The organism is Phormidesmis priestleyi BC1401, from assembly GCF_001650195.1.
GTDB classification, from domain to species: domain Bacteria; phylum Cyanobacteriota; class Cyanobacteriia; order Leptolyngbyales; family Leptolyngbyaceae; genus Phormidesmis_A; species Phormidesmis_A priestleyi_B.
In genome coordinates this window covers 60,321-82,650 of the sequence record NZ_LXYR01000008.1, presented here as the reverse complement: position 1 = coordinate 82,650, position 22,330 = coordinate 60,321, and the positions used below count along the sequence as shown (strand labels likewise).

The following is a 22,330-nucleotide window of genomic DNA, read 5'->3' as shown; positions in this document are numbered from 1 at the left end:
AGCGATCAACCTCTCAGATAGTTTGATGAACTACTCAACCCCCGTACTGCCTCCGTTCTTAGTGCTCGATCGCTCCCTTCAAGATTGGCTTTTAGAAGATATTGGTCGCGGCGATCGCACTACTCAAAGCCTCTTGCTTGCTGGCACTCCGCAAGGTCATGCCATCGGGGTTGCCAAATGGGTGGCTAAAGAAGATGGCGTGGTTGCTGGATTGCCGATCGCTGCCAGAGTCTTCTACTTATTAGATCAGTTTGTGACTTTCAAAGCGTTGGCTCTAGAAGGAAGAGCTTGTCAAAAAGGAGAGACGATCGCTGAAATGCAAGGGTCGTTTGATGCGCTGCTGACCGGAGAACGGGTTGCCCTAAATTTGGCGATGCGCTTATCTGGAATCGCGACAATGACTCGAAAATATGCAGAGAAAATCGAGGATCTTCCGGCTCGACTGGTCGATACTCGCAAGACAACGCCGGGGCTGCGGCTGCTAGAAAAATATGCGTCTCAAGTTGGAGGAGCGGTGAATCATCGGATGGGATTGGATGATGCTGTGATGATTAAAGACAATCACATCGTGGCGGCGGGCGGAATTGGAGTGGCGATCGCCCAAGTTCGTGCTCACATTCCCTATCCCCTGTCGATCGAGGTTGAGACAGAGAGTTTGGAGCAGGTCGAAGAAGCACTGCAGCACAAAGCAGATATCATCATGCTCGATAATATGCCGCTCGATTTGATGCGAAATGCTGTGCAGAAAATTCGGCAAAGTAGCGACCGCACGAAGATCGAGGCTTCGGGGAATGTGACGATCGAGACGATTCGAGCGATCGCAGAAACCGGGGTGGACTTCATTTCGAGTAGTGCCCCCGTGACGCGATCGCCCTGGCTAGATTTGAGCATGAGATTTGTCAAGGCTTAGAAACGTGGATTGGTTAAGGTGCACCTTCTCACCCTCACCCTAGCCCTCTCCCCAAGGAGAGGGAACAAGACTCTCTTCTCCCCAGGGAGTAAGGGAACCAGAACTCCTGTCCCCTCTCCTTTTGGGAGAGGGCTAGGGTGAGGGTAAAATCTGTGCTTCATCGATCGATTCAGCACCGCCAAGAATTTTTCAGTCAAATTTTATTAGTTTTCTTGCCCAAGCGATCGCTCTTGCTGAATGATAGAGAGTCAAGTCGCTATCTTGTATAAGTAGTGAAACTCGATCAGCTACTCTGTTTGCAGGTTTTGAGATGATGGATGCCATAGATGCTTTGCAGGTTCCTAAAGGAGTCGTCGAACAATTAAAGAGTTGTCTTGAGCAAGCCTTGGTTGCTGTGTTTGGAGAAGCGTTCACGGGAACCGACCCCATGTTGGGGCCGACGAGCAATCCAAAGTTTGGCGATTATCAATCGAATGCGCCAATGGCATTGGCAAAACGATTAGGAAAAGCGCCAAGAGCGATCGCTGAGGAATTAATTCAGCAGCTTGATGTGTCTGAGTTTTGTTTGCCTCCGGCGATCGCGGGTGCAGGGTTTATTAACTTCACGCTAAAGCCGGAGTATTTAGAGGCGAGATTGTCCGCGTTTCAGGTAGACGATCGTTTAGGTGTGGAAGCCGTTAAGAAACCGAAGCGGACGATCGTGGATTTCTCAAGTCCGAATATTGCCAAAGAAATGCACGTTGGGCATCTACGATCGACGATCATTGGCGACTGCATTGCTCGAATTCTTGAGTTTCAGGGGCACGACGTTCTGCGACTAAATCATGTGGGAGATTGGGGCACTCAGTTTGGGATGCTGATTACTTATCTCCGCGAAGTTTGCCCAGAAGCATTGACCACTGCGGATGCTTTAGATTTGGGAGATTTGGTGGCATTTTATAAAAAAGCCAAGCAGCGATTTGACGAAGATCCGCAATTTCAAGAGCAGTCTCGTCAAGAAGTGGTGCAGCTTCAGTCGGGGTCAAAAGAGACGCTTCGAGCTTGGAATTTGCTGTGTGAGCAGTCTCGAAAAGAGTTTCAGGTTATCTATAATCTGCTGGATATTTGTATTACAGAACGCGGTGAATCTTTTTACAATTCGCTTTTGGGTTCGGTTGTTGAAGATTTGGAAAAAGCAGGTTTGCTCGTCGAAGATCACGGTGCGAAATGTGTCTTCTTAGATGGCTTTCAAAATCGAGAAGGGCAACCCTTGCCGCTGATTATTCAAAAGTCTGACGGAGGATATAACTACGCGACGACTGACTTAGCGGCGATTCGCTATCGGATTCGAGAGGATCACGCGAAGCGATTGATTTATGTGACAGATGCAGGGCAAGCAAATCACTTTGCCCAGGTGTTTCAGGTGGCGCGTCGAGCTGAGTGGATTCCCGAAGACATCACGATCGAGCACGTTCAGTTTGGGTTGGTGCAGGGCGAAGATGGCAAAAAGCTGAAGACTCGATCGGGCGACACCATCCGGCTGCGCGATTTGCTAGATGAAGCGGTCGATCGTGCCCGTGCAGATTTAGAATCTCGACTCAAAGAAGAAGAGCGGCACGAAACTGAAGAGTTCATCACACATGCGTCTCAAATTGTGGGAATTAGTGCGGTGAAATATGCCGACTTGAGCCAAAATCGCACGAGTAACTATATTTTTAGTTACGACAAAATGCTGGCACTTCAGGGCAATACAGCACCCTATATGCTTTACGCTTATGTGCGGGTTCAGGGAATTAGCCGGAAAGGAAACATTGACTTTCAAAACTTAGGATCTGAGGCAACCATTCTGTTAAGAGAAGACGCAGAATTAACGTTAGCAAAACATCTATTGCAGCTAGAAGATACGTTAGATGCCGTGAGTCAAGATCTGTTGCCCAATCGATTGTGTCAATATCTATTTGAACTGAGTCAAAAGTTTAATCAGTTCTACGATCGCTGTCCCGTTCTTCAAGCTGAAGAGCCTGCTAGAACGTCTCGCTTAATGCTGTGTGATTTGACGGCTCGGACGTTGAAATTAGGGCTGTCGCTGTTAGGAATTCAAGTGCTGGAGCGAATGTAACTCTATGAACTTTCGCATTGGCTGTGCGATTTGGGCTTATAAAAATTGGGTGGGCGACTTGTTTCCGGCTAAGAGTCGGTCGAGCGATTTTCTCAACCTCTACAGTCGTCGATTCACCAGTGTGGAAGGAAACACGACGTTCTACTCGATTCCCGACTCAAAAACCGTTTCACGATGGGCAGAAGAAACGCCTCCTGGGTTTGAATTCTGTTTGAAGTTGCCCAAGTCGCTAACTCACAACGGATTATTGGAGCCTTCACTGTCCGGTGCTTTAAACTTTTTGGAGCAGATGCAGGGATTGGGCGATCGTTTAGGTCCACTTTTCCTGCAGCTACCTCCGAGCTACAGTCCTGCGAATCTCAATGACTTAACGACTTTTCTCAAGGGTTGGGCCGAGAGTAAAGCCCCTCTAGCCGTTGAAGTCCGGCATATTGATTGGTTTAAAGATCCTTACAGTAGCCGACTTAACGCACTGTTGAAAGATCTCAAAATCGGACGGGTTTTGCTCGATACTCGCCCGATTTATAATGCCTCCGATGATCCCCAAATTAACTCTGAGCGACGAAAACCAAACGTTCCCCTTCAGCCGATCGTCACCGCTCCTTTTAGTCTGATTCGCTTCATCAGTCACCCCGATCTAGAAATGAATCAAGTTTATCTGGAAGAATGGGTTGGACTCGTCGATCGCTGGCTTCAACAAGGAACCCGTGTTTATTTTTTTGTACATTGTCCGATCGAAGAGCGATCGCCCAAAACTGCCCGACATTTTCAGCATCTTCTTGAACAGCAAAATACTTTGGTTCCACCTTTGCCGTGGAACTTAGTTGAGCCAACTCCGACGCAATTAAATTTGTTCTGAAGAGTTTGTGCGAGTCGGTTTTTCGTCTTCAGGATCACGACCCTAACGCAGACAATGTTTTCAAATATTCACTCATCGATTAAGCCAGACCGCACTTCTGGTACTATTAAGAGTTCTGAGAACACCCCATTAAGACTTGCTGCAAGGAGACTCCATCATGGCGCGTATGTATTATGACGCAGATGCCAACTTAGATTTGCTGGCTGGAAAGACGATCGCCATCATTGGCTACGGCTCTCAAGGACACGCTCACGCCCTCAACCTTAAAGACAGCGGCATGAACGTGATCGTGGGGCTATATCCGGGCAGCAAGTCTGCAATCAAAGCCAAAGATGCTGGGTTAACGGTGCACACCGTCGCCGATGCGACCAAAGCCGCAGATTTCATCATGATTTTGCTCCCCGACGAGGTGCAAAAAACCGTTTTCACCCACGAAATTGAACCCAATCTCAAAGAAGGCGATGTCTTAGCATTCGCTCACGGATTTAACATTCACTTTGCTCAAGTAGTGCCTCCTAGCAATGTCGATGTCGTGATGGTGGCTCCTAAAGGACCCGGACATCTTGTTCGGCGAACCTATGAGGAAGGTCAAGGCGTTCCGGCACTGTTTGCGGTCTATCAAGATGCGTCAGGTCAGGCACGCGATCGGGCAATGGCATACGCAAGAGGCATCGGCGGCACTCGTGCTGGGGTTCTCGAAACCACCTTCCGCGAAGAAACCGAAACCGACTTGTTTGGTGAACAGGTTGTGCTGTGCGGTGGCTTGAGTGAATTGATCAAAGCTGGGTTTGAAACCTTGACAGAAGCAGGCTATCAGCCAGAGTTGGCTTATTTTGAGTGTCTGCACGAAGTCAAGCTAATCGTCGATTTAATTGTCGAAGGTGGCTTGGCAAAAATGCGCGACAGCATTTCTAACACCGCAGAATATGGTGACTTGACGCGCGGTCCTCGCATCGTCACTGATGCCACTCGCGCCGAGATGCGAAAGATTCTCCGCGAGATTCAAACTGGACAGTTTGCCCGTGAGTTTGTGCTAGAAAATCAGGCTGGAAAACCCGGCTTTACCGCGATGCGCCGCCGCGAAGCAGAACATCCGATCGAGGAGGTCGGTAAAGATCTTCGAGCAATGTTTAGCTGGCTAAAAAAAGTCTAAGAATCTATAAGAGACGAGTTTTGAAGTTCTCACCGACTCAGAACTCGTCTCTTTTCATTACTTAGATTTTCCGCCTTGCTCTGTTTTTTGAAGCGCATCTTCGGTGCGACTATAAGGATTCGTTTTCGGTCGCCACTCAGGAAACATACCGATCATCATGCCATCTAGCGAACGACGGGCTTGGACGCTGTATTGCCCGATCGAGGGTGGCAAGAATTGATCACCAAATCCAACATAGACCAAACCGAGAAGCAGTAAAAATCCAAACGGGATTTTCTTAAACATGACAGTTTATTTCGCAGAAGATAGAGTTTGTTTCTCGATGCCGGATGCAGATCAGGATTTAAAGCAAATCCTCATCAAACCTTGACCCAGTTTGTCTGAACTTGAACGCGATCGTTCCCTTTAATGGAACAAAAGAAGAGCTTTTTATAGTCTACTGACAGAGTTATCTGCTGAGTAGAGTTTATTATTGAGGGGTTCTATGAGCAGGTTAGTTACGAGCAGTGTTTGTGGAGTAGCGCTTTTGCTGATAGGCATATCATTGCCCATTATTCAGTCAGTCACGGCTAAGTCTCTGCGATCGCAAACGGTTCAGTCTCCAAAAAAACGTTCTATTAAACCTGCAAAATCAGGGTTGCTTCCCTTCTTTGATCAAGATAACAATCCGGTTACAGTCAGTGTTCCTAGAAATCGAAAGGTTGACATCACTCCCGTTCCACCTCAGCTTAATGCGTTCGATCAAAAAGTACTCAATACTTGCGGAACGTTTGGCAGCAAAGTTGGCACAATTGGTATTAGAAGATTGCTGGCAGAGTCTCCTCAAGTCGTGCAGCAAATTAAACAAGCGGTGGGTGGAGAACTCTTTTTAGGACGGCGAAGTGAAAATCAGTTTCGAGATGATTTAATCACGATTTGGTCAGACCGTGGTGCATTTGAACATATTTTTTGTGGGCAAATTCGCGGCTCAAATCAAATTGGCGGACTGCACTTTGTAGGTCGATATTTACAGTTGCAAAATCAGGGGATCGCCGGACGACTGCCCAACAACTCTAAAGCAGAAGAAGTGATTGACGGAGAGATCTATACGTTGGGTGTCGAAGTTCGGCAGGGCAATCGCGTCGTGACCAAAGACTCTAAAAAAGGCTATTCCTATGTCAGCAATGCCCAAGAAATCTTAATCGATGCCACTCGCGCTTTCAAATCATTTAGAAACACCTCAAATGCAAATCGAGCCTGTCTTTACACCGTGCGCGACTCTTCAGCGCCGCCCTTTAAAGCTGTGTTTGTAAAAACTAATCGAGCGATCGTCACTTTTTACCCCGACGCAACCCCAAAACCCAACGAAGCATCCTGCGAGTAGTTAACCCTAACCCGCATTCATAACGAGATTGATCTCCTACGTCAGCGATTGCCCAAATCGAGTTAAGCCATCTATCACCTGGTCAAACCAGCCTCTAAACGTTGGCAGATCACGCGCCACCAAAATACCCGTTAATAATCCCACCAGGTGCCCGTCCCAAGCCATCTGCTTGCGGATGGGAACAATCAACCAGAGCGTGTGCCCAAATCGCTGAGTAAAGAATACCAGCATGACCGTCAATATCAGCACCAGCACAGAAGAGAGATTGCGATCGAAATAAGCAAACGAAAGCAAAAACCCTATATAGCCAAACAAAACGCCACTTGCGCCCACATATCTCACGGGTCTGCCAATCAGCCAAAGGGCAGAACCCGAAACGACCGCGATCGCTGCCGTGATTGCCCCAAAATCGCTGGGTTCTCGCAGAAATACTAACCCGCCAAAAATTAAGTAGAAAACGGTGTTGCCTTCAAGGTGCTGCCAGTCGGTGTGGAGAAACGGAGACAGCAAAATTCCGGGCAACCCGATCAGAGTTCGAGGAACCAGACCAAACCGATTCAACGTTTTCCCCAACAGCCCAAAATTCACGATCGCGACTCCCCACGCGATTATCACCAGATAACCCAAGAATCTCAGTTGATAGAGCCAATTACTGACAAAGGCGTGGCTAGTATCAGTTCCCATGAAAAAGGCGAAAGACTAGGATCAGATTAAACTATTCTGATCATCATCCTACTCCTACAGAGAAGTTGGGCTACCCTTTGGCGTGTCAGCTTTCTATGGTTTCCCTTAACTTACTTAACTCGTTAGACCCCTATCTTCGTGAAGGGGTCATACTAAATTGAGAACGGAGAGGGACAGATGAAATATTGATTTTTGGGTAGACTCATTGCCGATTTGACTCTCGAAACCGTTGCTTCTATCACTGGCTTTAGCTTGACGGCGATGCCCTATCTGTCGCAAACATTTTTTGAATTGGTGTCACCTCTAGCAGGATCTGCAAAGAACGTGCATACTTTCTAGAGGAATCACGGCTTGCTAATATTTTTCTGTCCTTAATGAACGTCAAATCCACATCCCGATCGAAAAAGCTGCCTCTGCTGTTGACACTCGGAGCCTCTGCCCTTCTGATTGGGGGCGGCGTGGTGACTTACTGGCTGATCTCTCGGCAAGGGCGTTTAAGCGTCATGCCCGTCGGAGCAAATGTGGTGCCTCAAGATGCGCTGATGGTCGTGTCAGTCTCAACTGAACCCGATCAGTGGGAGCGGCTACGATCGTTTGGCACGCCTCGCAGCCAAGCCGCGTTTGATCAAAATCTGGCACAGTTTCGCGATCGCTTTCTGACGCGCAGAGGGCTAGAGTTTCAGCGAGACGTGCAGCCGTGGGTCGGAAAAGAAGTCACTCTAGCGGTGTTGTCGCCTCAGTTTGGCGTGACGATTCCATCTCCGTCTCAGCCTGCGCTGCCTGCTAATTCTGAACCGATGGTTCTCGTGTTGCCGATCGCCGATCCCGTCAAGGCAAAAGCGGTTTTAGATCAGTCTCCGGCAACCAAAACAGGTCAGTGGTCAACGCGCAAATATAAGGGTATAGACATTCGCGAGACGTTGGGCAGCCCGGATCAAAGTGCGTCGATCGCGGCGCTAGATGCTCAGTTAGTTTTGGTAGCAACCACTCCCAAGGCGATCGATCAGGCGATCGACACTTACAAAGGTGGAAAAGCGCTGTCTAGCACACCCAGTTATGGAGATGCGTTGGGACAGATTAACACCGAGCGATCGTGGGCGAGAATCTATGTGAATATTCCCGCGTTGGTGAGTTCGTCGGCAATTAATTCTAACCGTCCAGTGCCATCACAAGGGTTGATGACTCAGCTTCAGCAAAACCAAGGTCTCGCAGCCACTGCGACTTTAGAACCCGATGGCATTCAGTTCAAAACCGTTTGGTGGCTCACGCCCGACAGCAAGCAGCGATTTGAGGGAAAAAACAACGCCAAAATGATGCCAAGTCGTCTTCCAGCAGAGACATTGAGAATGGCATCGGGCAGCGACCTCAAACAATTTTGGCAAGAGTTTACTCAAGGGGCTTCGTCAAGTCTAGTGCGCTATATCTTTCCACAAGGGCTGTTGAGCAACCCAGAAAAGCTGCGTCAGGGAATCAAGTCAGCCGTGAATTTAGACTTAGAGGACGATTTGCTCAACTGGATGCAGGGAGAATTTTCGTTAGCGCTAATTCCGTCTGCTCAAAAATCGGCAACCAATTCACCGACCAGTTTGGTGTTTATGGTGCAGAGCAACGATCGTCGCACCGCCGAAAAAACGCTGAAGCAGCTTGATGACGTGATGGCAAGCAAATATACGTTTAAAGTTGAGGCGGCAAGAATTGAGGGTCAGTCTGTCGTCAACTGGTTGTTGCCAACTGGGGATGTGAGCGTGACTCACGGCTGGCTAGATGGAGATGTGGCATTTCTCAGTCTCAATCTCGGTACGCCTGCGACTCCCAGTTTTCTGCCCAAGCCTGCCAGTCCACTTTCTGAGAGTGAAGCCTTTAGGAAAGTCACGAAAACGACGCTAGAGCAAACCAATGGGTATTTCTTTATGGATGTCGATCGCGCCCTCAGTTTGAATAATTTCTTTCCGCTGCTGCAATTGCCCCCGATGAATCGCACGGTGCTCGAAGCTACAAACTCGATCGGGGTCACGTCGGCTGTGACGAGCGATCGCACCACTCGTTACGATATTTTTGTGACGTTGCAAAAGGGCAACAAACCGGGAGCATTACCCAGTCCGAGTGCGTCGCCGATCGAGGGTGCGATTCCGTCACCGTTGCCTTCATCCGCGCCATCTCCTTAACCCAAACCAGCTATGGACTCGGGACTTAAATCATGGTACAGAAGGGATATATATTCTGTGAGTGAAATTGATGGATACGAGAAACAATCGCATCTTGGTTAGAGTTGTGGCAGGAATGACGATCGCGGCGATCGCTCTAGAGTTGCCTGTGCTGGCGGTTCCTCAACCTGCGCCGATGCTAGTGGCTCAGAAAGTAGTTGCCTGTGTCGTGAGCAAGCCGACCTCGGCGTTTAGAACGGCAGATCCTAGAGACCCAGAAGTGCTGCCTAATCGCTTTCTTAGGGCTGGAACTGCGGTGGCTCTAGTACAGCCTTTACCCGCTGTTCCGCCCGCTCGTGTTCAGATCAATCCGAGTGGATTTGTCGATTTTGCTGCGCTCAATTGTGGAACCGTACAGCCGCCACCTCAAAAAACGACTGCGTGCCGCAAACTGAGAGATGCCGTTCCAATAGATGTACTTCGAGAACCTAGGCGTGGCGCAAACCCGATCGCAGCCACTGGCGCTGGTCAGTCAGTTTTTGTAACCCAAACCAACGGGGTCACGACTTCTCAGCAAAATGCAAACGGTGAAGTGTGGGTAGAAGTTGATCTGCAACGGACGTTTGGCAGAAACTTTGGAATTTTATCGAGAGTTGGCTGGCTTTATAACACTGCACCTGGTAGTTCGAGAAGCGCTCTGGTGAATTGTAGTTAAACTACTTTACGCAATGTGCAAATTCCCTGAATCCCTAAACTGATTCGGGGATTTGGGTAAATAAGAGGATGCGCGATTATAAAGTGATTGAGTTCACGATCGCTTGAGGTCAGATCGAGCTTGTCCAAACGGGCAAAGGTCGAGAACCTGACATCGCTGACAAGCAGGATTTTGGTAATAGCAGCAGCGTTGACCATGCAGCATCAAAACTTCGTGGTTGTCGTAAACCTGTTGAGCCGTCCAGTCAGGTGGTAACTGCGCTTCTAACAGTGCATGAGCCGGGGCAACCGCGATCGTCTCTGCAATTAAGCCCAATCGAATCGCAACTCGGTGATGGTGACTGTCAACAGGCAGCGCGCGACGACGCAGCACGCTAAACGACAGCACCGCAGCACTCGTTTTAGGTCCCACCCCAGACAACGATTCGAGCCACGTTCTTGCGTCTGAAACAGACAGGTCTTTGAGAAAGTCTAGCGAGAGATCGCCATCGCGACGATCGCCAATCAGTCTCAAAACCTGCTGGATTCGGGGCGCTTTTTGCTCTGCCCAAGTGCAGCGAGCGATCGCCTGTTCAACCTCCGCAACCGGGGCATCTCGCACAGCTTGCCAATCGGGAAATCGTCGCCGCAGCTCATGAAAGGCGTTTGCCGAGTCAGCATTGCGAGTGCGATGAGACAGCAAGGCTGAGACCAACTCACTCAACGGGTCTAACTCGTGGAAGTAGGGAATCGGACACCCATATGCCTGACAGAGACGATCGTGCACCTCAATCAACTTTTGCTGAAGCTCTGGAGTCACGATAATTTCAGGTGACTTTTTAGAACGCATGATGGCTGCACAAATCCTACTCGCTCAGGTTCTCGCAGATTGAGAGTGCAGGGCATCGGTTAACAGACAGAGTTATAAAGAGATTGAGTTTTGGAATGTTGCCCATCGCGATTGTCCTTTTTAAGACTCGTGCAGACTCAAGAATTCCTAGAAGCCAAAAAACCTGAACCGAAAGCAAGTTTTCCAAAATGCCTTAGAAACATCTAAAGCCCGAAATTTCTTTGTCACATGAATTAATCATAATAGTGAATGTGAGGGCTGATCTTGAGGTTAAGTACAGATCTGTAGAAGATGAATCCTCAAGGGCGAATTCAGCATGGTGATCCTGTGGGTAAGGATCAGAAATCGCTTCAATGGTCAATCCATCCTTTTTTCTAGGTAACTCTGAAATGGCTTCTAATCATTTTCTAAAAAAGTCGATCGCGTCTTTCTCTCTCGTCTCAGTCGGTGCGCTGTCTGCGTTAATTGGCACACAACTCAACCCAACAAACGCGGTGCAAACGCAGCCGTTAGTTGCTCAAGTCCCTGCTGCATTGGGCAATAGTGCTAACGAAAACTTTATTTCGGCAGCCGTTGATAAAACGGGATCTGCGGTGGTGCGAATTAACTCTTCACGCAAAGTGACCAGCCGATCATCTGAGTCAGGGCAAGCAATTGCCCGCGGCACCGGGTCAGGATTCATTGTCAAATCAGATGGATTGGTAATGACCAATGCCCATGTGGTCGATGGAGCCGATCAAGTCACCGTCAAACTCAAAGATGGGCGCGAATTTACCGGGCAGGTGGTCGGTGAAGACAAGCTGACCGATGTGGCGGTGGTGAAAATTCAGGCGAGCAATCTGCCGACGGTGGCGATCGGAAACTCTGACCAACTTCGACCGGGAGAATGGGCGATCGCCATTGGCAATCCGCTAGGGCTAGACAACACGGTCACGGCAGGCATTATCAGCGGCACCGGACGATCGAGCAGCGAAATTGGTTCGCCCGATCGTCGCACCAACTACATTCAAACCGATGCGGCAATCAATCCTGGCAATTCGGGCGGACCGCTTCTGAATCAAAGTGGTCAAGTGATTGGCATCAACACCGCGATTATTGGCGGCGCTCAGGGCTTGGGATTTGCGATTCCGATCAACAAGGCGCAGCAAATCGCCAACCAACTGATCAGCAAAGGATCAGTCGATCATCCCTATTTAGGCGTTGAGATGACAGATCTATCGGCGACGACGAGAGACCTGCTCAACCGCGATCGCAGCTTAGGCATCAATGTGCAAACCGATCGCGGAGCACTGATTACCAACATCATTCGCAACTCGCCCGCCGCCCAAGCAGGGCTGCAAAAAGGAGACGTGATTCAGACGATCAACGGTCAATCGATTGCGTCGGCAAACGAGGTGCAGCAAGCGGTAGAAGCCAGCACGATCGGGAGTAATTTATCCCTTCAAGTCAATCGAAGTGGTCAGACAGTGACGCTCTCGATCCGACCAGGAGAGTTCCCGGTGAATGCAGGTTAAGTGATGTCATCGACATGAGAATTTAGGCGTTACTGAATCTGGGGTAAGAATCAAGGAATTTGCCCTCACCCTAGCCCTCTCCCTGGGGAGAGGGGTTGGGGGTGAGGGTCATTCATAGTTCTCTTCAGCAACGTCAGAATTTAGAGGAGAGAATACTTTAGGACGGTGCAGCAGGTTAGATAAACAGCCCATCTTTAGAGGTTCGCTACAAAAAACGGTAGGGATGTTTCATGAAACGTCTCTACCGTTTTTGTTTGTGCTGCCTTCTGTGGAGCCAAGCCGATCGCAGGCAATGGTTCCCGTTCAGCCGCTCCCTATTTGGGATGATACGATCGAGCCACACAAGTGCTGTTTCTCTAGCAATAGATTTGTAAGCTTTAGCGTATGGAATTAAATCATCAACCCCAACTCGAAGAGTTTGCCGTCTTTCCAAAACACATAGGCGTATGGCAAGGCGATTGGATCAGACTCGATCGTAATGCTCAAGAGATAATGCGATTTACGGGCTTGCTAACGCAGCAAATTGTCAACAATCAGTGGATTCAAACGAACCATCACGAATTTCCGGGTGGAAAGAAAGTCACTCAAAATTTTGTGGGTCGAGTGATTGGCGAGGGCAGAATCACGATCGAAAGCTCCGATCCGCCTTTTTTTAACTACTTAATGACGGCTCAAGAGATGGGTCAACTGCTGGTCTTTGACATTCGTGACAAAGTAACGGGCAATCTCATAGCGACCGAAACCATTAATTTAGTTCAGCCAAATCAGCGCATCCGCACCACTCAATCCTTCTCGATCAACGGCGAGTTTCAGGGAGTAATGCTGATTGTTGAACATCGGGTTGAATAATTAGTCCATCTCTAATTTCGTCACAAAAAACGATAGGGACATTCCACGAACATCCCTACCGCTTATCAATTCCAACTCTAGTGTCGGATCAGTGGCTCATTGTGATTTGTTGACGCTCTGCTTCTAACAAGTCAAGCAATCTCTGGTCGCCTCGCTCTTGAGCAGCTTGTAAGCGGCGTTGCAGGTTGTTTGACACATTTGTCTGATGCGTTTGACTCAATTCTCGCTGAGACATTCTCGCAGCAGACTTCGATCGAGATGCGGCTGCCGACTGCGTCAAGGCGGTCAGATTTCCTTGGGCATCACGATCGACGTGATAGGTTGCTCCCCGATACATCAAATCATAGGATCTGGGGTGAGATGATTGAGGTTGGGAAACAGTCGGGTCGACGTGATAGGTTGCCCCACGATACATTAAAGTGTAGGGTGCTTGAAGACGCGGCGCGGGCTTAACAGGTCCTCCGGCATTGTCAGGTCTGGCTTGAGTTGGGTCGTAGTCGTAGGTGTTGCCACGATAGATAAGTTTCATGAATCGCTTCTCCAAAATGCTTTTGTGAGGTGAAGAGAAGCGCGTTCCTTCAGGAGTAGCCCTTACTTCCGTCCCGTCTACGATTTGATAGGGGATGAACGTTTTTCCTTCTGTATCTAATCATACAGTTTTTGAAGAAAAAAGAGTAATCATCCGATCGGATGAAACCCGACTGAATGGGGGGAATACCCGACCCTAGTTTTTCATGTCATAGCCAAACAAACTGGGATCGACTTCACCGAGTTCTAAATCTGCTAGCCCATATTGCGCCCAACGCCGATCGACCATTGCCGCGACATCGGGGTCAGACACTAACGGCGCAGCCCACGGGCGATCGGTTTCTGGATAGAGTTTTGTTGTCGCATCAATGCCCATTTTGCTGCCTAGACCCGGCTTTTCGGTCGCAAAATCCAGCGAGTCGAACGGGTTATCAGGCAAGATGAAAACATCCCTGGCGGGGTCAACTTTCGACGTGATTGCCCAAACAACCGCTCTCGGATCACGAATGTTGATATCTTTATCGACCACAATCACAAATTTTGTGTAGCTAAACTGCGGCAGTGCGCTCCAAAATGCCAAAGCGGCTCGTCGGGCGTGACCGGGATACACTTTGTCGATCGAGATCACGGCTGCTTTATAGCTCAATGCCTCCATCGGCAAAAAGAAATCGACAATTTCGGGCACCTGCTGTCTGAGAATTGGGGTATAAACGCGATTGAGTGCCAGCGCCATCATCGCGTCTTCTTTGGGCGGACGACCACTAAACGTCGTCAGATAAATCGGATCTTTGCGGTGAGTCATGCAGTGAAATCGAAACAGAGGCGCTTTCTCATTCACCCCGCCGTAATAGCCCATGTGATCGCCTGCTGGACCATCTACACCGACTTCTCCAGGTGTGACAGTGCCTTCTAACACAAATTCGGAGGTGGCAGGCACTTCTAAATCAACGGTTTTGCACTTGGCTAAATGGATGCCCGATCCGCCGTAAAGTCCGGCAAACAGCCACTCAGACATATCGATCGGAACCGGAGTCGCCGCCGCCAAAATCACCAGCGGATCGACTCCGACGGCGATCGCAACTTCTAAATCTTGCCCCATCGCCGCCGCTTTTCTCAAATGGCGAGTCGGACCGCGCACTGAGAGCCACTGCACCGTCATCGTGTTTTTAGACTGCAACTGCAATCGATATACGCCCACGTTTGGGATTTTGGTTTCGGGATCTTTAGTGATCATCAATCCCAACGTCATCACCTTGCCTGCATCGCCGGGATAGACGCGCAGCATGGGCAGCGTGGTCAAATCTACGTCATCACCTTTGACGACGACTTGCTGACAGGGCGGAAACAGATCGCGATCGGGTTTTGCCCGCAAGACATCAAACAAAACTTTGCCGAGGTCGATCGCTTGAGACACCTTCTTGGGCGGTCTGGGCTGATAGAGCAACGCCAATTTTTTGCCCAACGTCTCTAACTCCTGCGGAGACTCCATATTCATCGCCCAGCAGACCCGCTCGACGGTGCCCAAAAGATTGATCGCGACTGGATAAGGAGAGCCTTTGACATTCTCAAACAGCAGCCCAGGACCGCCGCGCTGCAACATCCGATTAGCAATCTCAGCAATCTCTAAATCTGAGTCAACGGCGGCACTAATGCGGCGCAACTGCCCCCGTTGCTCAAGCTGTTTGATGAATCCCCGCAAATCTCTCGCCATGATGAAGCAATGTAAAGTCCTGTTCTCATTATGAATCGAGAAGCCGTCAAAACGCTGTTCTTAGATTCAATTTGGGAACTGTAGGCAAAGATAGCGCTATTCACCGATGTCTACTCAAAAAGTCTCTTTAGAAGCTCTTCAGAAAATTAGGCAATATATTAAAAAGTCTTTGGTATTGCCCGAATCAGAAAATCATCCCAAAGCCCGATCACTTGCAGAAACCGACGTGCCCGAACCAGATTCGCTTGCAGGGTTAGGAGATTTATTTCACGTAGGCGATTCGCCAGAAATTACGGTTCAGATGCCTAACGATCGAGGGCGATGGTTTATTAGTGCCGCTGGTACTGGATGTGTATTGATGAAGCTGCCCAGACTAAAGCTAAAGGCAGGAATCCGGCTGGTGAGCTATCTCTATCGATTAGAGAAAGATGGCTTGAGCGTGACTTGGGCACTGCCAGAAGCATTGAGCACTACGGCTCTTTTGAGAAGCCGCTTTAAAGACGTGTGGAGGGGAAGAAACCCCCCCAAAGCCAGAAGGCAGACTTGCCGATTTGATGGACGCGATCGAGGGCGATCGCTCTCCTATGTCATTTGTGGTTGCCTCAATTTTGCGTCGAGAACTCAAAGAATTTGGGACATTAGGGAAAACTCGCAGATGGTCAAATCATCGGCTCATTGATGCTCTCCCGGCTCAGGTGCAGGTGCAGTGGCGCGCCCAAGCCTCAAAAGATCTGTCGCCAAAAGTTCGGTTGCTTCCAGAGGGCAAAGTGGTGCTGGAGTTTTTTACCTGTCGGACGACGGCACCCATTGCCATTTTTCAGCACGTTGACCAATATGCTGCCGGAGAGTATCAGGCAAAAGGAGTCGATCGAGCAGTGGCGATCGCCCCAAAAATCGTTCGCGCTTGATTGGAGAAATGACCTCTGCTTAAGGGGTTGACGGAAATTTTACCTCTTCTACGACCTTACCCGGTGCGCCTAAAGGTTTAGCGACTCCGTTGTTATAAGACACTAAAACGCCTCCCGCATTTCCGGCGCTGATGAGGACTTGTTTTTCTCCTCCCCACGCTTGTTGGGTGCCCTTTTGCAGAGTGCCCTCAAAGGCAACTTTGCCATCCACAGTCACTTGTACCCAGCTTTCATCAGTCACATTCAGCTTTACCGCAACGGGTTTAACATTGGCACTAGGAGACACTGATGAAAGGGGTGTCTTTGGTGCAGTCGCCTGTGACGCTGCTGTTTGAGAAGCTGTGCCGTTGGTCGTCAAAGGCTTAGAAACGGGCGGTTCAGTTTTTTTAGGCTGATTGACTAAGCTTGCAATCACCAGAATTGCCGCTCCTAGACCGATCGCGCCTCCGATCGCATAGAGCCACAAAGGACGCTTAGACGGCTTAGATGTGACTTCGACTGGCTCTAATAGAAGCGGTTCTGCCTCATAGCTAAGCACTGGCGACTCGATCGCAAATTCTTTTGATAGAGCGGTTCCATCTAAGCCCAGCGTGTCAGCATAGCGACGAATGAACCCCTGGACGAAGACTGGTTCTGGCAACAGATCCAACCGTCCGGCTTCGATCGCGGTTAGCAGTCGCAAAGGAATGTAGGTTTTGGTCGCAACTGCTGCTAAAGACATCGATCGGGCTTCGCGCTCATGGCTCAGTTTTGAACCAATGGTTTTGAGTTGCTCTGCCTGTGTTGATGAATCCGAATACTCCACTGCTCCCCCCGTGGTTTTTGTCACGATATCAGATATCTGCTCTCGATAGAACGATAGAGTGTCTCTGACTGTGGCAGTCGAGAGTAGGCTTTTGATTTTAACAGACAGCCTGGTTTGTGGATGAACTCAGTTTAGTGGAGAATGGCGATCGCAAATGCAAGGATTAGGGGTGCCGACTCATAGGGTCAATCTCGGATTGTGTGAAACGCGATCGCCCCTGCCATCGTGCATCAATCTAGATTCTTCCTTCAGAGCGACCCGAAAATTCAGTAATCAAGGCAAAATCTACAGTCAGAGACTTTGAGCTAACTATTCAGGTTTTTATGCAAATCGATCACATCCATTTTTATGTAGAAGACGCTCGTGAGACGCGAGACTGGTTTATTCAAAGACTTGGTTTCTACTCGGTTCCACCAGGGTTTTGCATTGCTCCCTCTTCTGATCACACCCATACAGAAGCTGTTGCAAATGGTTCTATCTACTTTGTCTTCTCGTCTGCTCTTGACGATTCCAGCCCCGTTTGTGATTTTTTAAGCGCTCACCCTCCAGGGGTGGTAGATGTGGCGTTTGGCGTGGAGAATATTGAGGCTGTGATGAATCGGGCGATCGCTCAAGGAGCCACCGTTCTCCAACCCCTGCAAACTCAAGGACCGTTAAAGTGGGCACAAATTTCTGCGTGGGGAACGTTGACCCATACGTTGATTGAGCGCTCGATCGCTTTGCCTCTCGTGGACAAAGACTCCAACACATTCCCAAATATCACGTTTAGCCGCATCGATCACGTCGTTCTCAACGTCGCGATCGGAGACTTAGACCGAGCCGTTAGTTGGTATGAAACCGTTCTCGGCTTTGAGCCTCAGCAGATGTTCGCGATTAAAACCGATCGCTCTGGGCTGTGCAGTCGGGTGATGCGCGACCCAAATGGTCGGGTGCAAGTGCCGATTAATGAGCCGACTTCAGACAGTTCTCAAATTCAAGAATTTTTGGATTTGAATGGCGGTGCAGGGGTGCAGCATATTGCAATTCACACCGAGAATATTGTGGACGCGATCGCGCAACTCCGTGATGCGGGGCTGTCTTTTTTAAAGGTGCCTGCCAGCTATTACGATCAGGTGCGGCAGCGAGGTGACTGCGTGTTGTCTGAGTCGCAGCTTACTGATATTGAAGCTCAACAGATTTTAGTCGATTGGCAATCAGAGGTGCCCGAAGCCGTTTTGCTGCAAACCTTTACTCAGCCAGTTTTTCAGCAACCGACTTTCTTTTTTGAACTGATCGAGCGACACACCTATCGAGTGGACGATCGCCTTCATCAAGCTCAAGGGTTTGGTGAGGGAAATTTTAGAGCGTTGTTTGAAGCGATCGAGCGAGAACAGCTAAAGCGAGGCAGTCTGAAATCCTAACGACGATCGCGTTCCAAGTCATAAATTGCTTTTTCCCAATACCAGTCTTCTGGCATACCGGGATTCTTAAGCTTTAGCTGTTCGACGAGATCGCTGGCAATTCTGCGATCGTAGCCCACAAGTTGCCTCAATTTGTCTTGAACTTGGGGGCTGATTCGCCCCGACGAAACGGGGGGTTTTGGGCGACTGACGGGGGCAGGTGCATAGTGCCGCTCAGGACGTTTAATCTGCTGAACTGCGTTTAACATCGACTGCTGCATCACCGCGTCGCCTCGTTGAGCAAACAGTCTCGCCGCCAGTTGATAGTTTTCTGACGCGTAGTAGGTGTTGCCCATTTTTTCTAAAACTCGACCCCGCGCTGCGTAAGCATTTGCATCTTGGGGATCGATTTGAATCGCCCAATCTAAATCCTCGACCGCGCCTCCTAGATCTCCGCGCTGCGCTTTGGTGATAGCTTGCTGAAGAAATTCACCCATCTCGATCGGGGCAACTGACTGAGCCAACTGATCGGGCGATTTGGGTTTAAGCTGTTGAGCGATCGCCATACAGCGCCGACAGCTTACGGTGTCTTTTTGCGATAAATAAAGTTCTGCCGCCTTTTTGTAATGGACGATCGCTTTGCCAATCTGATCCTTTCGCTGCCAAAGATTGCCCAGCAGATTATAAGCCCCCGCATGATTGGCATCGAGCCGAATCACCTGCTCGGCATCGGCGATCGCGGCTTGCAAATCGCCTTGGTTGAGGTAGGTCAAACTTCGAGCAAAATAAAAGCGGGTGTGATTGGCATCGAGCCGAATTGCGGCTGTGTAGTCCGCGATCGCACCTGTCAAATCGTTGAGCTTAAATCGAGCAAGTCCGCGCTGGTAGTAGGCTTCGGTGAAATCGGGTTGAGCGGCGATCGCCTGATCAAAAGATTGGATCGCTCTCTGATAGTCATGGGCATCTGCTTCAGCGATGCCCTGCTGATAAAACGATTGATCCATCGTCTAAAATTCCTTGGGGTTTGCCCGAAGTTTCGCTGCCGTTCTAAGAATTTGTCCGGCTAAAATCGCGGCTCCAAACCCGTTATCAATGTTGACGACTCCGATCCCCGCCGCACAAGAATTGAGCATCGTTAATAAGGGTGCGAGTCCGTTAAAACTGGCTCCATATCCCACACTGGTCGGTACGGCAACGATCGGGCAATCTACCAGACCCCCGACTACGCTGGGCAATGCACCTTCCATGCCTGCCACAACGATCAGCACGTCGGCATCCTTCAAGACGTGCAGGTTATTCAACAATCGGTGAATTCCGGCGACTCCGACATCCCAAAGTCGCTGTACTTTAAAGCCACAAAGCTCGGCGGTGACCGCGGCTTCTTCGGCAACGGGGAGGTCGGCGGTTCCGGCTGAGAGAATGCCGATCGTTCCTGCGATTTGAGGGTTTGGAGGTTGGGGTAAGTTTAGGGCACAGATTCGGGCGGTGAAATAGTAGCGTACATCAGGCACGATCGCTTTAATTGCGTCATAAACGTCCGGCTCGATGCGAGTTGCCATGATGGTTGAGGTGCGGTTTCGCATCGCTTCCATAATTTGGGCGATCTGCTGAGGTGTTTTTCCCAATCCCCAAATCACTTCAGGGAAACCTGTTCGCAAAGCGCGATGGTGATCGATGTGGGCAAACTCTCCGACCCGTTCATAAGAAAGATTTTTGAGTTTGTCGATCGCGTCTTCTGGGCTAACGTCTCCTTGTGCGACCGCATTGAGCAGAGATTTGAGAACTTCGGGCTGAGTCATGGGGAAGCGAGAATTTTGAATTTTGTCAGTCTTCTTTAATTCTAAGTTCGTCGATGTTCCAAAGACCCCAACTGGGTAAGCCAGAATATTTTAGCCCTTGGACTCGATCGCGCGTCACCATCAAAGCTGAGTCGTTGACTAGATGAATCACAGGCAGTTGTTCTTGCACAATTTCTTGAAACTGAGCGTAAATTTTCCGACGTTTTGCTGGAGCGAGTTCTCTTGACCCTTCGATAAATAAGCGATCGATGTCTTTCTCCCAGTCGTTCGCTTCCCATCCTTGAATCGGTTGCTGCCCTGGCTGCTGTTTGAGATTAAACGAGTGAGAACCGCCACTACTCATCCAAAGATTGGCTGATCCGTGAGGCTCAACTCCTCCGGTAAACCCAATCATGTGAGCATCCCACTCTCGCGAAGTCGAAGTTTTATCGATCAACGTGTTGAAATTGATCGGGTTAAAGTCTAGCTGAATGCCGATTTTGCTCAAGTCTTGTTTGATCTGAGCGCCGATCGCTTCTCTCACTTTATTGCCTGCATTTGTAATCAACGTAAACCGAACTCGATTGCCTTCAGAATCCAACAATTGCCCTTGATTATTGAGTTTGAACCCGGCACTTTTGAGCAATTCGCGCGATCGCTCCAAATTGTAGTCATAGGTTTTCAGCCCATCTTTGGGCGACAGAAAAAACGGACTTTGTACCGTAATCGGTGAATTTTGAATCGTGCCCAATCCGCGAAAGATATTGTTGTTCATCTGGTCGCGATCGATGGCATACGCCACGGCTTGACGAAACGCTAACGTGTTGAACCAGCGAGATTTTATGGGATCGACGATCGGTTTCCCATTTTTATTCGCTTTGTTTAAGTTAAACGCCATATAGAGAGTGCCTGACCACGCACCGCCGTTTTGTAGCTTAAAATTTCCCCGCTTCTCTTCTTTCTTGAGCAGCGAAAAATATTCTGGACGCAGCGGACGCGCATCTCCCATCACATCCAAATCGCCAGACCGAAATCGCAGGAGTTGCGTATCGACATTCTCGATGAACTGCCAGATGATGCGATCGACATAAGGCATCTGGTTTCCCTGAGCATCTTTGCGCCAGTAGTAGGGATTGCGGCGATAAACCAATCGCTGCCCACCGAGAAAGCTCTCAATCTGATACGCCCCGTTCACGACTATCGTTTTGGGATCGGTGTTCGTTCCCCACGTTGAGAGAAACTGCGGATTGCCATCCCGTCCGATCGTCTGCACCGACTCGCCGAGAATGTGTTTTGGCAGAATGACAATATTATCAGGCGCACCAGAAAGGGCATTTAACAACGGTGCAAACGGTTCTGGCAACGCAAACTCGACGCGTAAGTCATCCAGTTTTTTAACGACGGGAAACGCACCTTGCAGACCAACTTTCAGGCTGTCCTTCCAATCAGTCGGAATCTTGGGGTTAAAAATCGTCTCAAACGTAAATACTACATCGTCCACTGTCAACGGCTGCCCGTCTGACCATTTCAGCCCTGGGCGCAGCTTAAACACGACCCGCTTGCGATCGTCCAAAATCTGCCACGACTCCGCCAACGCGGGCTGAATTTTACCCGTCAGTCCGTCTGATTTTGTCAGCCCCTCAAAGCAAAACAGTGAGATATTCGGAAACTCTTGAATCAGAGCCGGGTTAAACGTCTTGGGATCGGTGAGGGTGGTGAGAACCAGTTGAGGCACCTGCGCCGCTTGAGTTTTAAACAAATGAGGATTGCAGCCTGACAGCCCGATCGACAAAACGATCGCCAGTCCAAAACTAACCAATCTGACAAACCCGCAGCGGACTTGCAACATAGAGTTGAGGATCATGGGCAACGCTCAAGCAACGAAGGGCGCGATTAGACGATAGCAATAATCGTGACTGAAGACGCATCTTACAGTTGGTCGATCGTCGCCTAAAATTTCTTGCGCGGCTGTGTACACGCTGTGATCGTGCCGCCTGCTAGTTGCACAATGCCCACATCCCAGGTGGTAGAGACACGCGAATCGGATGTGCCGTCTTTCTGAGTCATTTCGTTTATGATCGGTCGCAATCCACTTCTCACCGCT

21 protein-coding genes and 1 riboswitch are annotated in these 22,330 nt (G+C 49.5%); of the genes, 12 read left to right on the top strand and 9 right to left on the bottom strand.

What is annotated here, in order from left to right; all coding sequences use genetic code 11:
* Positions 1 to 25: 25 nt before the first annotated feature.
* The 4 genes from nadC (at position 26) to ilvC (ending at position 5,020) form a co-directional block, all read left to right on the top strand.
* Complete coding sequence (gene nadC / locus A8707_RS06670) at positions 26 to 910, top strand: carboxylating nicotinate-nucleotide diphosphorylase (protein WP_068816020.1); 885 nt, start codon at positions 26 to 28, stop codon at positions 908 to 910.
* Between the two features lie 310 nt (positions 911 to 1,220).
* Positions 1,221 to 3,008, top strand: coding sequence for an arginine--tRNA ligase (gene argS, locus A8707_RS06665; RefSeq protein ID WP_231947961.1), 1,788 nt, complete (start codon positions 1,221 to 1,223; stop codon positions 3,006 to 3,008).
* Positions 3,009 to 3,012: 4 nt separating this feature from the next.
* Positions 3,013 to 3,867, top strand: a complete 855-nt coding sequence (locus tag A8707_RS06660; RefSeq protein ID WP_068816018.1) for a DUF72 domain-containing protein — start codon at positions 3,013 to 3,015, stop codon at positions 3,865 to 3,867.
* A gap of 157 nt (positions 3,868 to 4,024) precedes the next feature.
* On the top strand, positions 4,025 to 5,020 hold the full coding sequence (ilvC, locus tag A8707_RS06655; protein ID WP_068816017.1) for a ketol-acid reductoisomerase: 996 nt from the start codon (positions 4,025 to 4,027) through the stop codon (positions 5,018 to 5,020).
* Between the two features lie 57 nt (positions 5,021 to 5,077).
* Here the strand turns inward: ilvC and A8707_RS06650 are convergent, their stop codons facing one another.
* Positions 5,078 to 5,305: a hypothetical protein gene (locus tag A8707_RS06650; RefSeq protein ID WP_068816016.1), complete on the bottom strand. Its 228-nt coding sequence runs from the start codon at positions 5,303 to 5,305 to the stop codon at positions 5,078 to 5,080.
* 199 nt (positions 5,306 to 5,504) lie between these two features.
* Here A8707_RS06650 and A8707_RS06645 point away from each other — a divergent pair, with 199 nt between their 5' ends.
* Positions 5,505 to 6,383: an EndoU domain-containing protein gene (locus tag A8707_RS06645; RefSeq protein ID WP_082906257.1), complete on the top strand. Its 879-nt coding sequence runs from the start codon at positions 5,505 to 5,507 to the stop codon at positions 6,381 to 6,383.
* A 36-nt stretch (positions 6,384 to 6,419) separates the two neighbouring features.
* On the opposite strand, the gene A8707_RS06640 is transcribed toward A8707_RS06645, so the two are convergent.
* Positions 6,420 to 7,067 carry a rhomboid family intramembrane serine protease gene (locus A8707_RS06640; RefSeq protein ID WP_068816015.1) on the bottom strand — a complete coding sequence of 216 codons (648 nt, stop codon included), beginning with the start codon at positions 7,065 to 7,067 and terminating at the stop codon, positions 6,420 to 6,422.
* 374 nt (positions 7,068 to 7,441) lie between these two features.
* Here A8707_RS06640 and A8707_RS06635 point away from each other — a divergent pair, with 374 nt between their 5' ends.
* Both A8707_RS06635 and A8707_RS06630 read left to right on the top strand, forming a co-directional pair.
* The gene (locus tag A8707_RS06635; protein ID WP_068816014.1) at positions 7,442 to 9,232 is read left to right on the top strand and encodes a DUF3352 domain-containing protein; all 1,791 of its coding nucleotides are present in this window, start codon (positions 7,442 to 7,444) and stop codon (positions 9,230 to 9,232) included.
* 70 nt (positions 9,233 to 9,302) lie between these two features.
* Positions 9,303 to 9,926, top strand: a complete 624-nt coding sequence (locus A8707_RS06630) for a hypothetical protein (RefSeq protein ID WP_068816013.1) — start codon at positions 9,303 to 9,305, stop codon at positions 9,924 to 9,926.
* Positions 9,927 to 10,019: 93 nt separating this feature from the next.
* On the opposite strand, the gene A8707_RS06625 is transcribed toward A8707_RS06630, so the two are convergent.
* On the bottom strand, positions 10,020 to 10,754 hold the full coding sequence (locus A8707_RS06625; protein WP_068816012.1) for an endonuclease III domain-containing protein: 735 nt from the start codon (positions 10,752 to 10,754) through the stop codon (positions 10,020 to 10,022).
* Positions 10,755 to 11,143: 389 nt separating this feature from the next.
* Between A8707_RS06625 and A8707_RS06620 the strand changes: the two genes are divergently transcribed.
* From A8707_RS06620 to A8707_RS06615, 3 genes are all read left to right on the top strand, one after another.
* Positions 11,144 to 12,268: an HhoA/HhoB/HtrA family serine endopeptidase gene (locus tag A8707_RS06620; RefSeq protein ID WP_068816063.1), complete on the top strand. Its 1,125-nt coding sequence runs from the start codon at positions 11,144 to 11,146 to the stop codon at positions 12,266 to 12,268.
* A gap of 223 nt (positions 12,269 to 12,491) precedes the next feature.
* On the top strand, positions 12,492 to 12,662 hold the full coding sequence (locus tag A8707_RS27925; RefSeq protein WP_156518392.1) for a hypothetical protein: 171 nt from the start codon (positions 12,492 to 12,494) through the stop codon (positions 12,660 to 12,662).
* Positions 12,653 to 13,117: a DUF3598 family protein gene (locus A8707_RS06615; protein WP_068816011.1), complete on the top strand. Its 465-nt coding sequence runs from the start codon at positions 12,653 to 12,655 to the stop codon at positions 13,115 to 13,117. The genes A8707_RS27925 and A8707_RS06615 overlap by 10 nt, the downstream gene beginning before the upstream one ends.
* An 88-nt stretch (positions 13,118 to 13,205) precedes the next feature.
* Here A8707_RS06615 and A8707_RS06610 read toward each other — a convergent pair whose 3' ends face one another.
* Together A8707_RS06610 and A8707_RS06605 are read right to left on the bottom strand one after the other, a co-directional pair.
* A complete protein-coding gene (locus tag A8707_RS06610) occupies positions 13,206 to 13,646 on the bottom strand; it encodes a DUF4278 domain-containing protein (RefSeq protein WP_068816010.1) in 441 nt (146 codons plus the stop codon).
* Positions 13,647 to 13,684: 38 nt separating this feature from the next.
* Positions 13,685 to 13,749: riboswitch (Glutamine riboswitch) on the bottom strand.
* Positions 13,750 to 13,841: 92 nt separating this feature from the next.
* A complete protein-coding gene (locus A8707_RS06605) occupies positions 13,842 to 15,356 on the bottom strand; it encodes a UbiD family decarboxylase (protein ID WP_068816009.1) in 1,515 nt (504 codons plus the stop codon).
* 106 nt (positions 15,357 to 15,462) lie between these two features.
* On the opposite strand from A8707_RS06605, the gene A8707_RS06600 reads away from it, so the two are divergent.
* On the top strand, positions 15,463 to 16,035 hold the full coding sequence (locus tag A8707_RS06600) for a hypothetical protein (RefSeq protein WP_197484654.1): 573 nt from the start codon (positions 15,463 to 15,465) through the stop codon (positions 16,033 to 16,035).
* 248 nt (positions 16,036 to 16,283) lie between these two features.
* Here A8707_RS06600 and A8707_RS06595 read toward each other — a convergent pair whose 3' ends face one another.
* Entirely contained in the window at positions 16,284 to 17,093 is an 810-nt protein-coding gene (locus A8707_RS06595; protein ID WP_082906256.1) for a helix-turn-helix domain-containing protein, read from the bottom strand.
* Between the two features lie 299 nt (positions 17,094 to 17,392).
* On the opposite strand from A8707_RS06595, the gene hppD reads away from it, so the two are divergent.
* Positions 17,393 to 18,469, top strand: a complete 1,077-nt coding sequence (gene hppD, locus A8707_RS06590; RefSeq protein ID WP_068816008.1) for a 4-hydroxyphenylpyruvate dioxygenase — start codon at positions 17,393 to 17,395, stop codon at positions 18,467 to 18,469.
* On the opposite strand, the gene A8707_RS06585 is transcribed toward hppD, so the two are convergent.
* From A8707_RS06585 to A8707_RS06575, 3 genes are read right to left on the bottom strand one after another with little or no spacing between them, the layout of a single operon-like run.
* A complete protein-coding gene (locus tag A8707_RS06585) occupies positions 18,466 to 19,452 on the bottom strand; it encodes a tetratricopeptide repeat protein (protein ID WP_068816007.1) in 987 nt (328 codons plus the stop codon). The two genes, hppD and A8707_RS06585, sit on opposite strands and share 4 nt — an antisense overlap.
* A 3-nt stretch (positions 19,453 to 19,455) precedes the next feature.
* Complete coding sequence (gene larB, locus A8707_RS06580) at positions 19,456 to 20,247, bottom strand: nickel pincer cofactor biosynthesis protein LarB (RefSeq protein ID WP_068816006.1); 792 nt, start codon at positions 20,245 to 20,247, stop codon at positions 19,456 to 19,458.
* A 25-nt stretch (positions 20,248 to 20,272) separates the two neighbouring features.
* Positions 20,273 to 22,090 (bottom strand): ABC transporter substrate-binding protein, encoded by a 1,818-nt coding sequence (locus tag A8707_RS06575; RefSeq protein WP_068816005.1) that lies wholly within the window; start codon positions 22,088 to 22,090, stop codon positions 20,273 to 20,275.
* Positions 22,091 to 22,330 lie beyond the last annotated feature (240 nt).

What these genes read in the sequence shown, in the direction of transcription:
- nadC (WP_068816020.1), top strand. Translation starts at nt 26, where the DNA reads ATGAACTACTCAACCCCCGTACTGCCTCCGTTCTTAGTGCTCGATCGC.
- argS (WP_231947961.1), top strand. Translation starts at nt 1,221, where the DNA reads ATGATGGATGCCATAGATGCTTTGCAGGTTCCTAAAGGAGTCGTCGAA.
- A8707_RS06660 (WP_068816018.1), top strand. Translation starts at nt 3,013, where the DNA reads ATGAACTTTCGCATTGGCTGTGCGATTTGGGCTTATAAAAATTGGGTG.
- ilvC (WP_068816017.1), top strand. Translation starts at nt 4,025, where the DNA reads ATGGCGCGTATGTATTATGACGCAGATGCCAACTTAGATTTGCTGGCT.
- A8707_RS06650 (WP_068816016.1), bottom strand. Translation starts at nt 5,305, where the DNA reads ATGTTTAAGAAAATCCCGTTTGGATTTTTACTGCTTCTCGGTTTGGTC.
- A8707_RS06645 (WP_082906257.1), top strand. Translation starts at nt 5,505, where the DNA reads ATGAGCAGGTTAGTTACGAGCAGTGTTTGTGGAGTAGCGCTTTTGCTG.
- A8707_RS06640 (WP_068816015.1), bottom strand. Translation starts at nt 7,067, where the DNA reads ATGGGAACTGATACTAGCCACGCCTTTGTCAGTAATTGGCTCTATCAA.
- A8707_RS06635 (WP_068816014.1), top strand. Translation starts at nt 7,442, where the DNA reads ATGAACGTCAAATCCACATCCCGATCGAAAAAGCTGCCTCTGCTGTTG.
- A8707_RS06630 (WP_068816013.1), top strand. Translation starts at nt 9,303, where the DNA reads ATGGATACGAGAAACAATCGCATCTTGGTTAGAGTTGTGGCAGGAATG.
- A8707_RS06625 (WP_068816012.1), bottom strand. Translation starts at nt 10,754, where the DNA reads ATGCGTTCTAAAAAGTCACCTGAAATTATCGTGACTCCAGAGCTTCAG.
- A8707_RS06620 (WP_068816063.1), top strand. Translation starts at nt 11,144, where the DNA reads ATGGCTTCTAATCATTTTCTAAAAAAGTCGATCGCGTCTTTCTCTCTC.
- A8707_RS27925 (WP_156518392.1), top strand. Translation starts at nt 12,492, where the DNA reads ATGTTTCATGAAACGTCTCTACCGTTTTTGTTTGTGCTGCCTTCTGTG.
- A8707_RS06615 (WP_068816011.1), top strand. Translation starts at nt 12,653, where the DNA reads ATGGAATTAAATCATCAACCCCAACTCGAAGAGTTTGCCGTCTTTCCA.
- A8707_RS06610 (WP_068816010.1), bottom strand. Translation starts at nt 13,646, where the DNA reads ATGAAACTTATCTATCGTGGCAACACCTACGACTACGACCCAACTCAA.
- A8707_RS06605 (WP_068816009.1), bottom strand. Translation starts at nt 15,356, where the DNA reads ATGGCGAGAGATTTGCGGGGATTCATCAAACAGCTTGAGCAACGGGGG.
- A8707_RS06600 (WP_197484654.1), top strand. Translation starts at nt 15,463, where the DNA reads ATGTCTACTCAAAAAGTCTCTTTAGAAGCTCTTCAGAAAATTAGGCAA.
- hppD (WP_068816008.1), top strand. Translation starts at nt 17,393, where the DNA reads ATGCAAATCGATCACATCCATTTTTATGTAGAAGACGCTCGTGAGACG.
- A8707_RS06585 (WP_068816007.1), bottom strand. Translation starts at nt 19,452, where the DNA reads ATGGATCAATCGTTTTATCAGCAGGGCATCGCTGAAGCAGATGCCCAT.
- larB (WP_068816006.1), bottom strand. Translation starts at nt 20,247, where the DNA reads ATGACTCAGCCCGAAGTTCTCAAATCTCTGCTCAATGCGGTCGCACAA.
- A8707_RS06575 (WP_068816005.1), bottom strand. Translation starts at nt 22,090, where the DNA reads ATGATCCTCAACTCTATGTTGCAAGTCCGCTGCGGGTTTGTCAGATTG.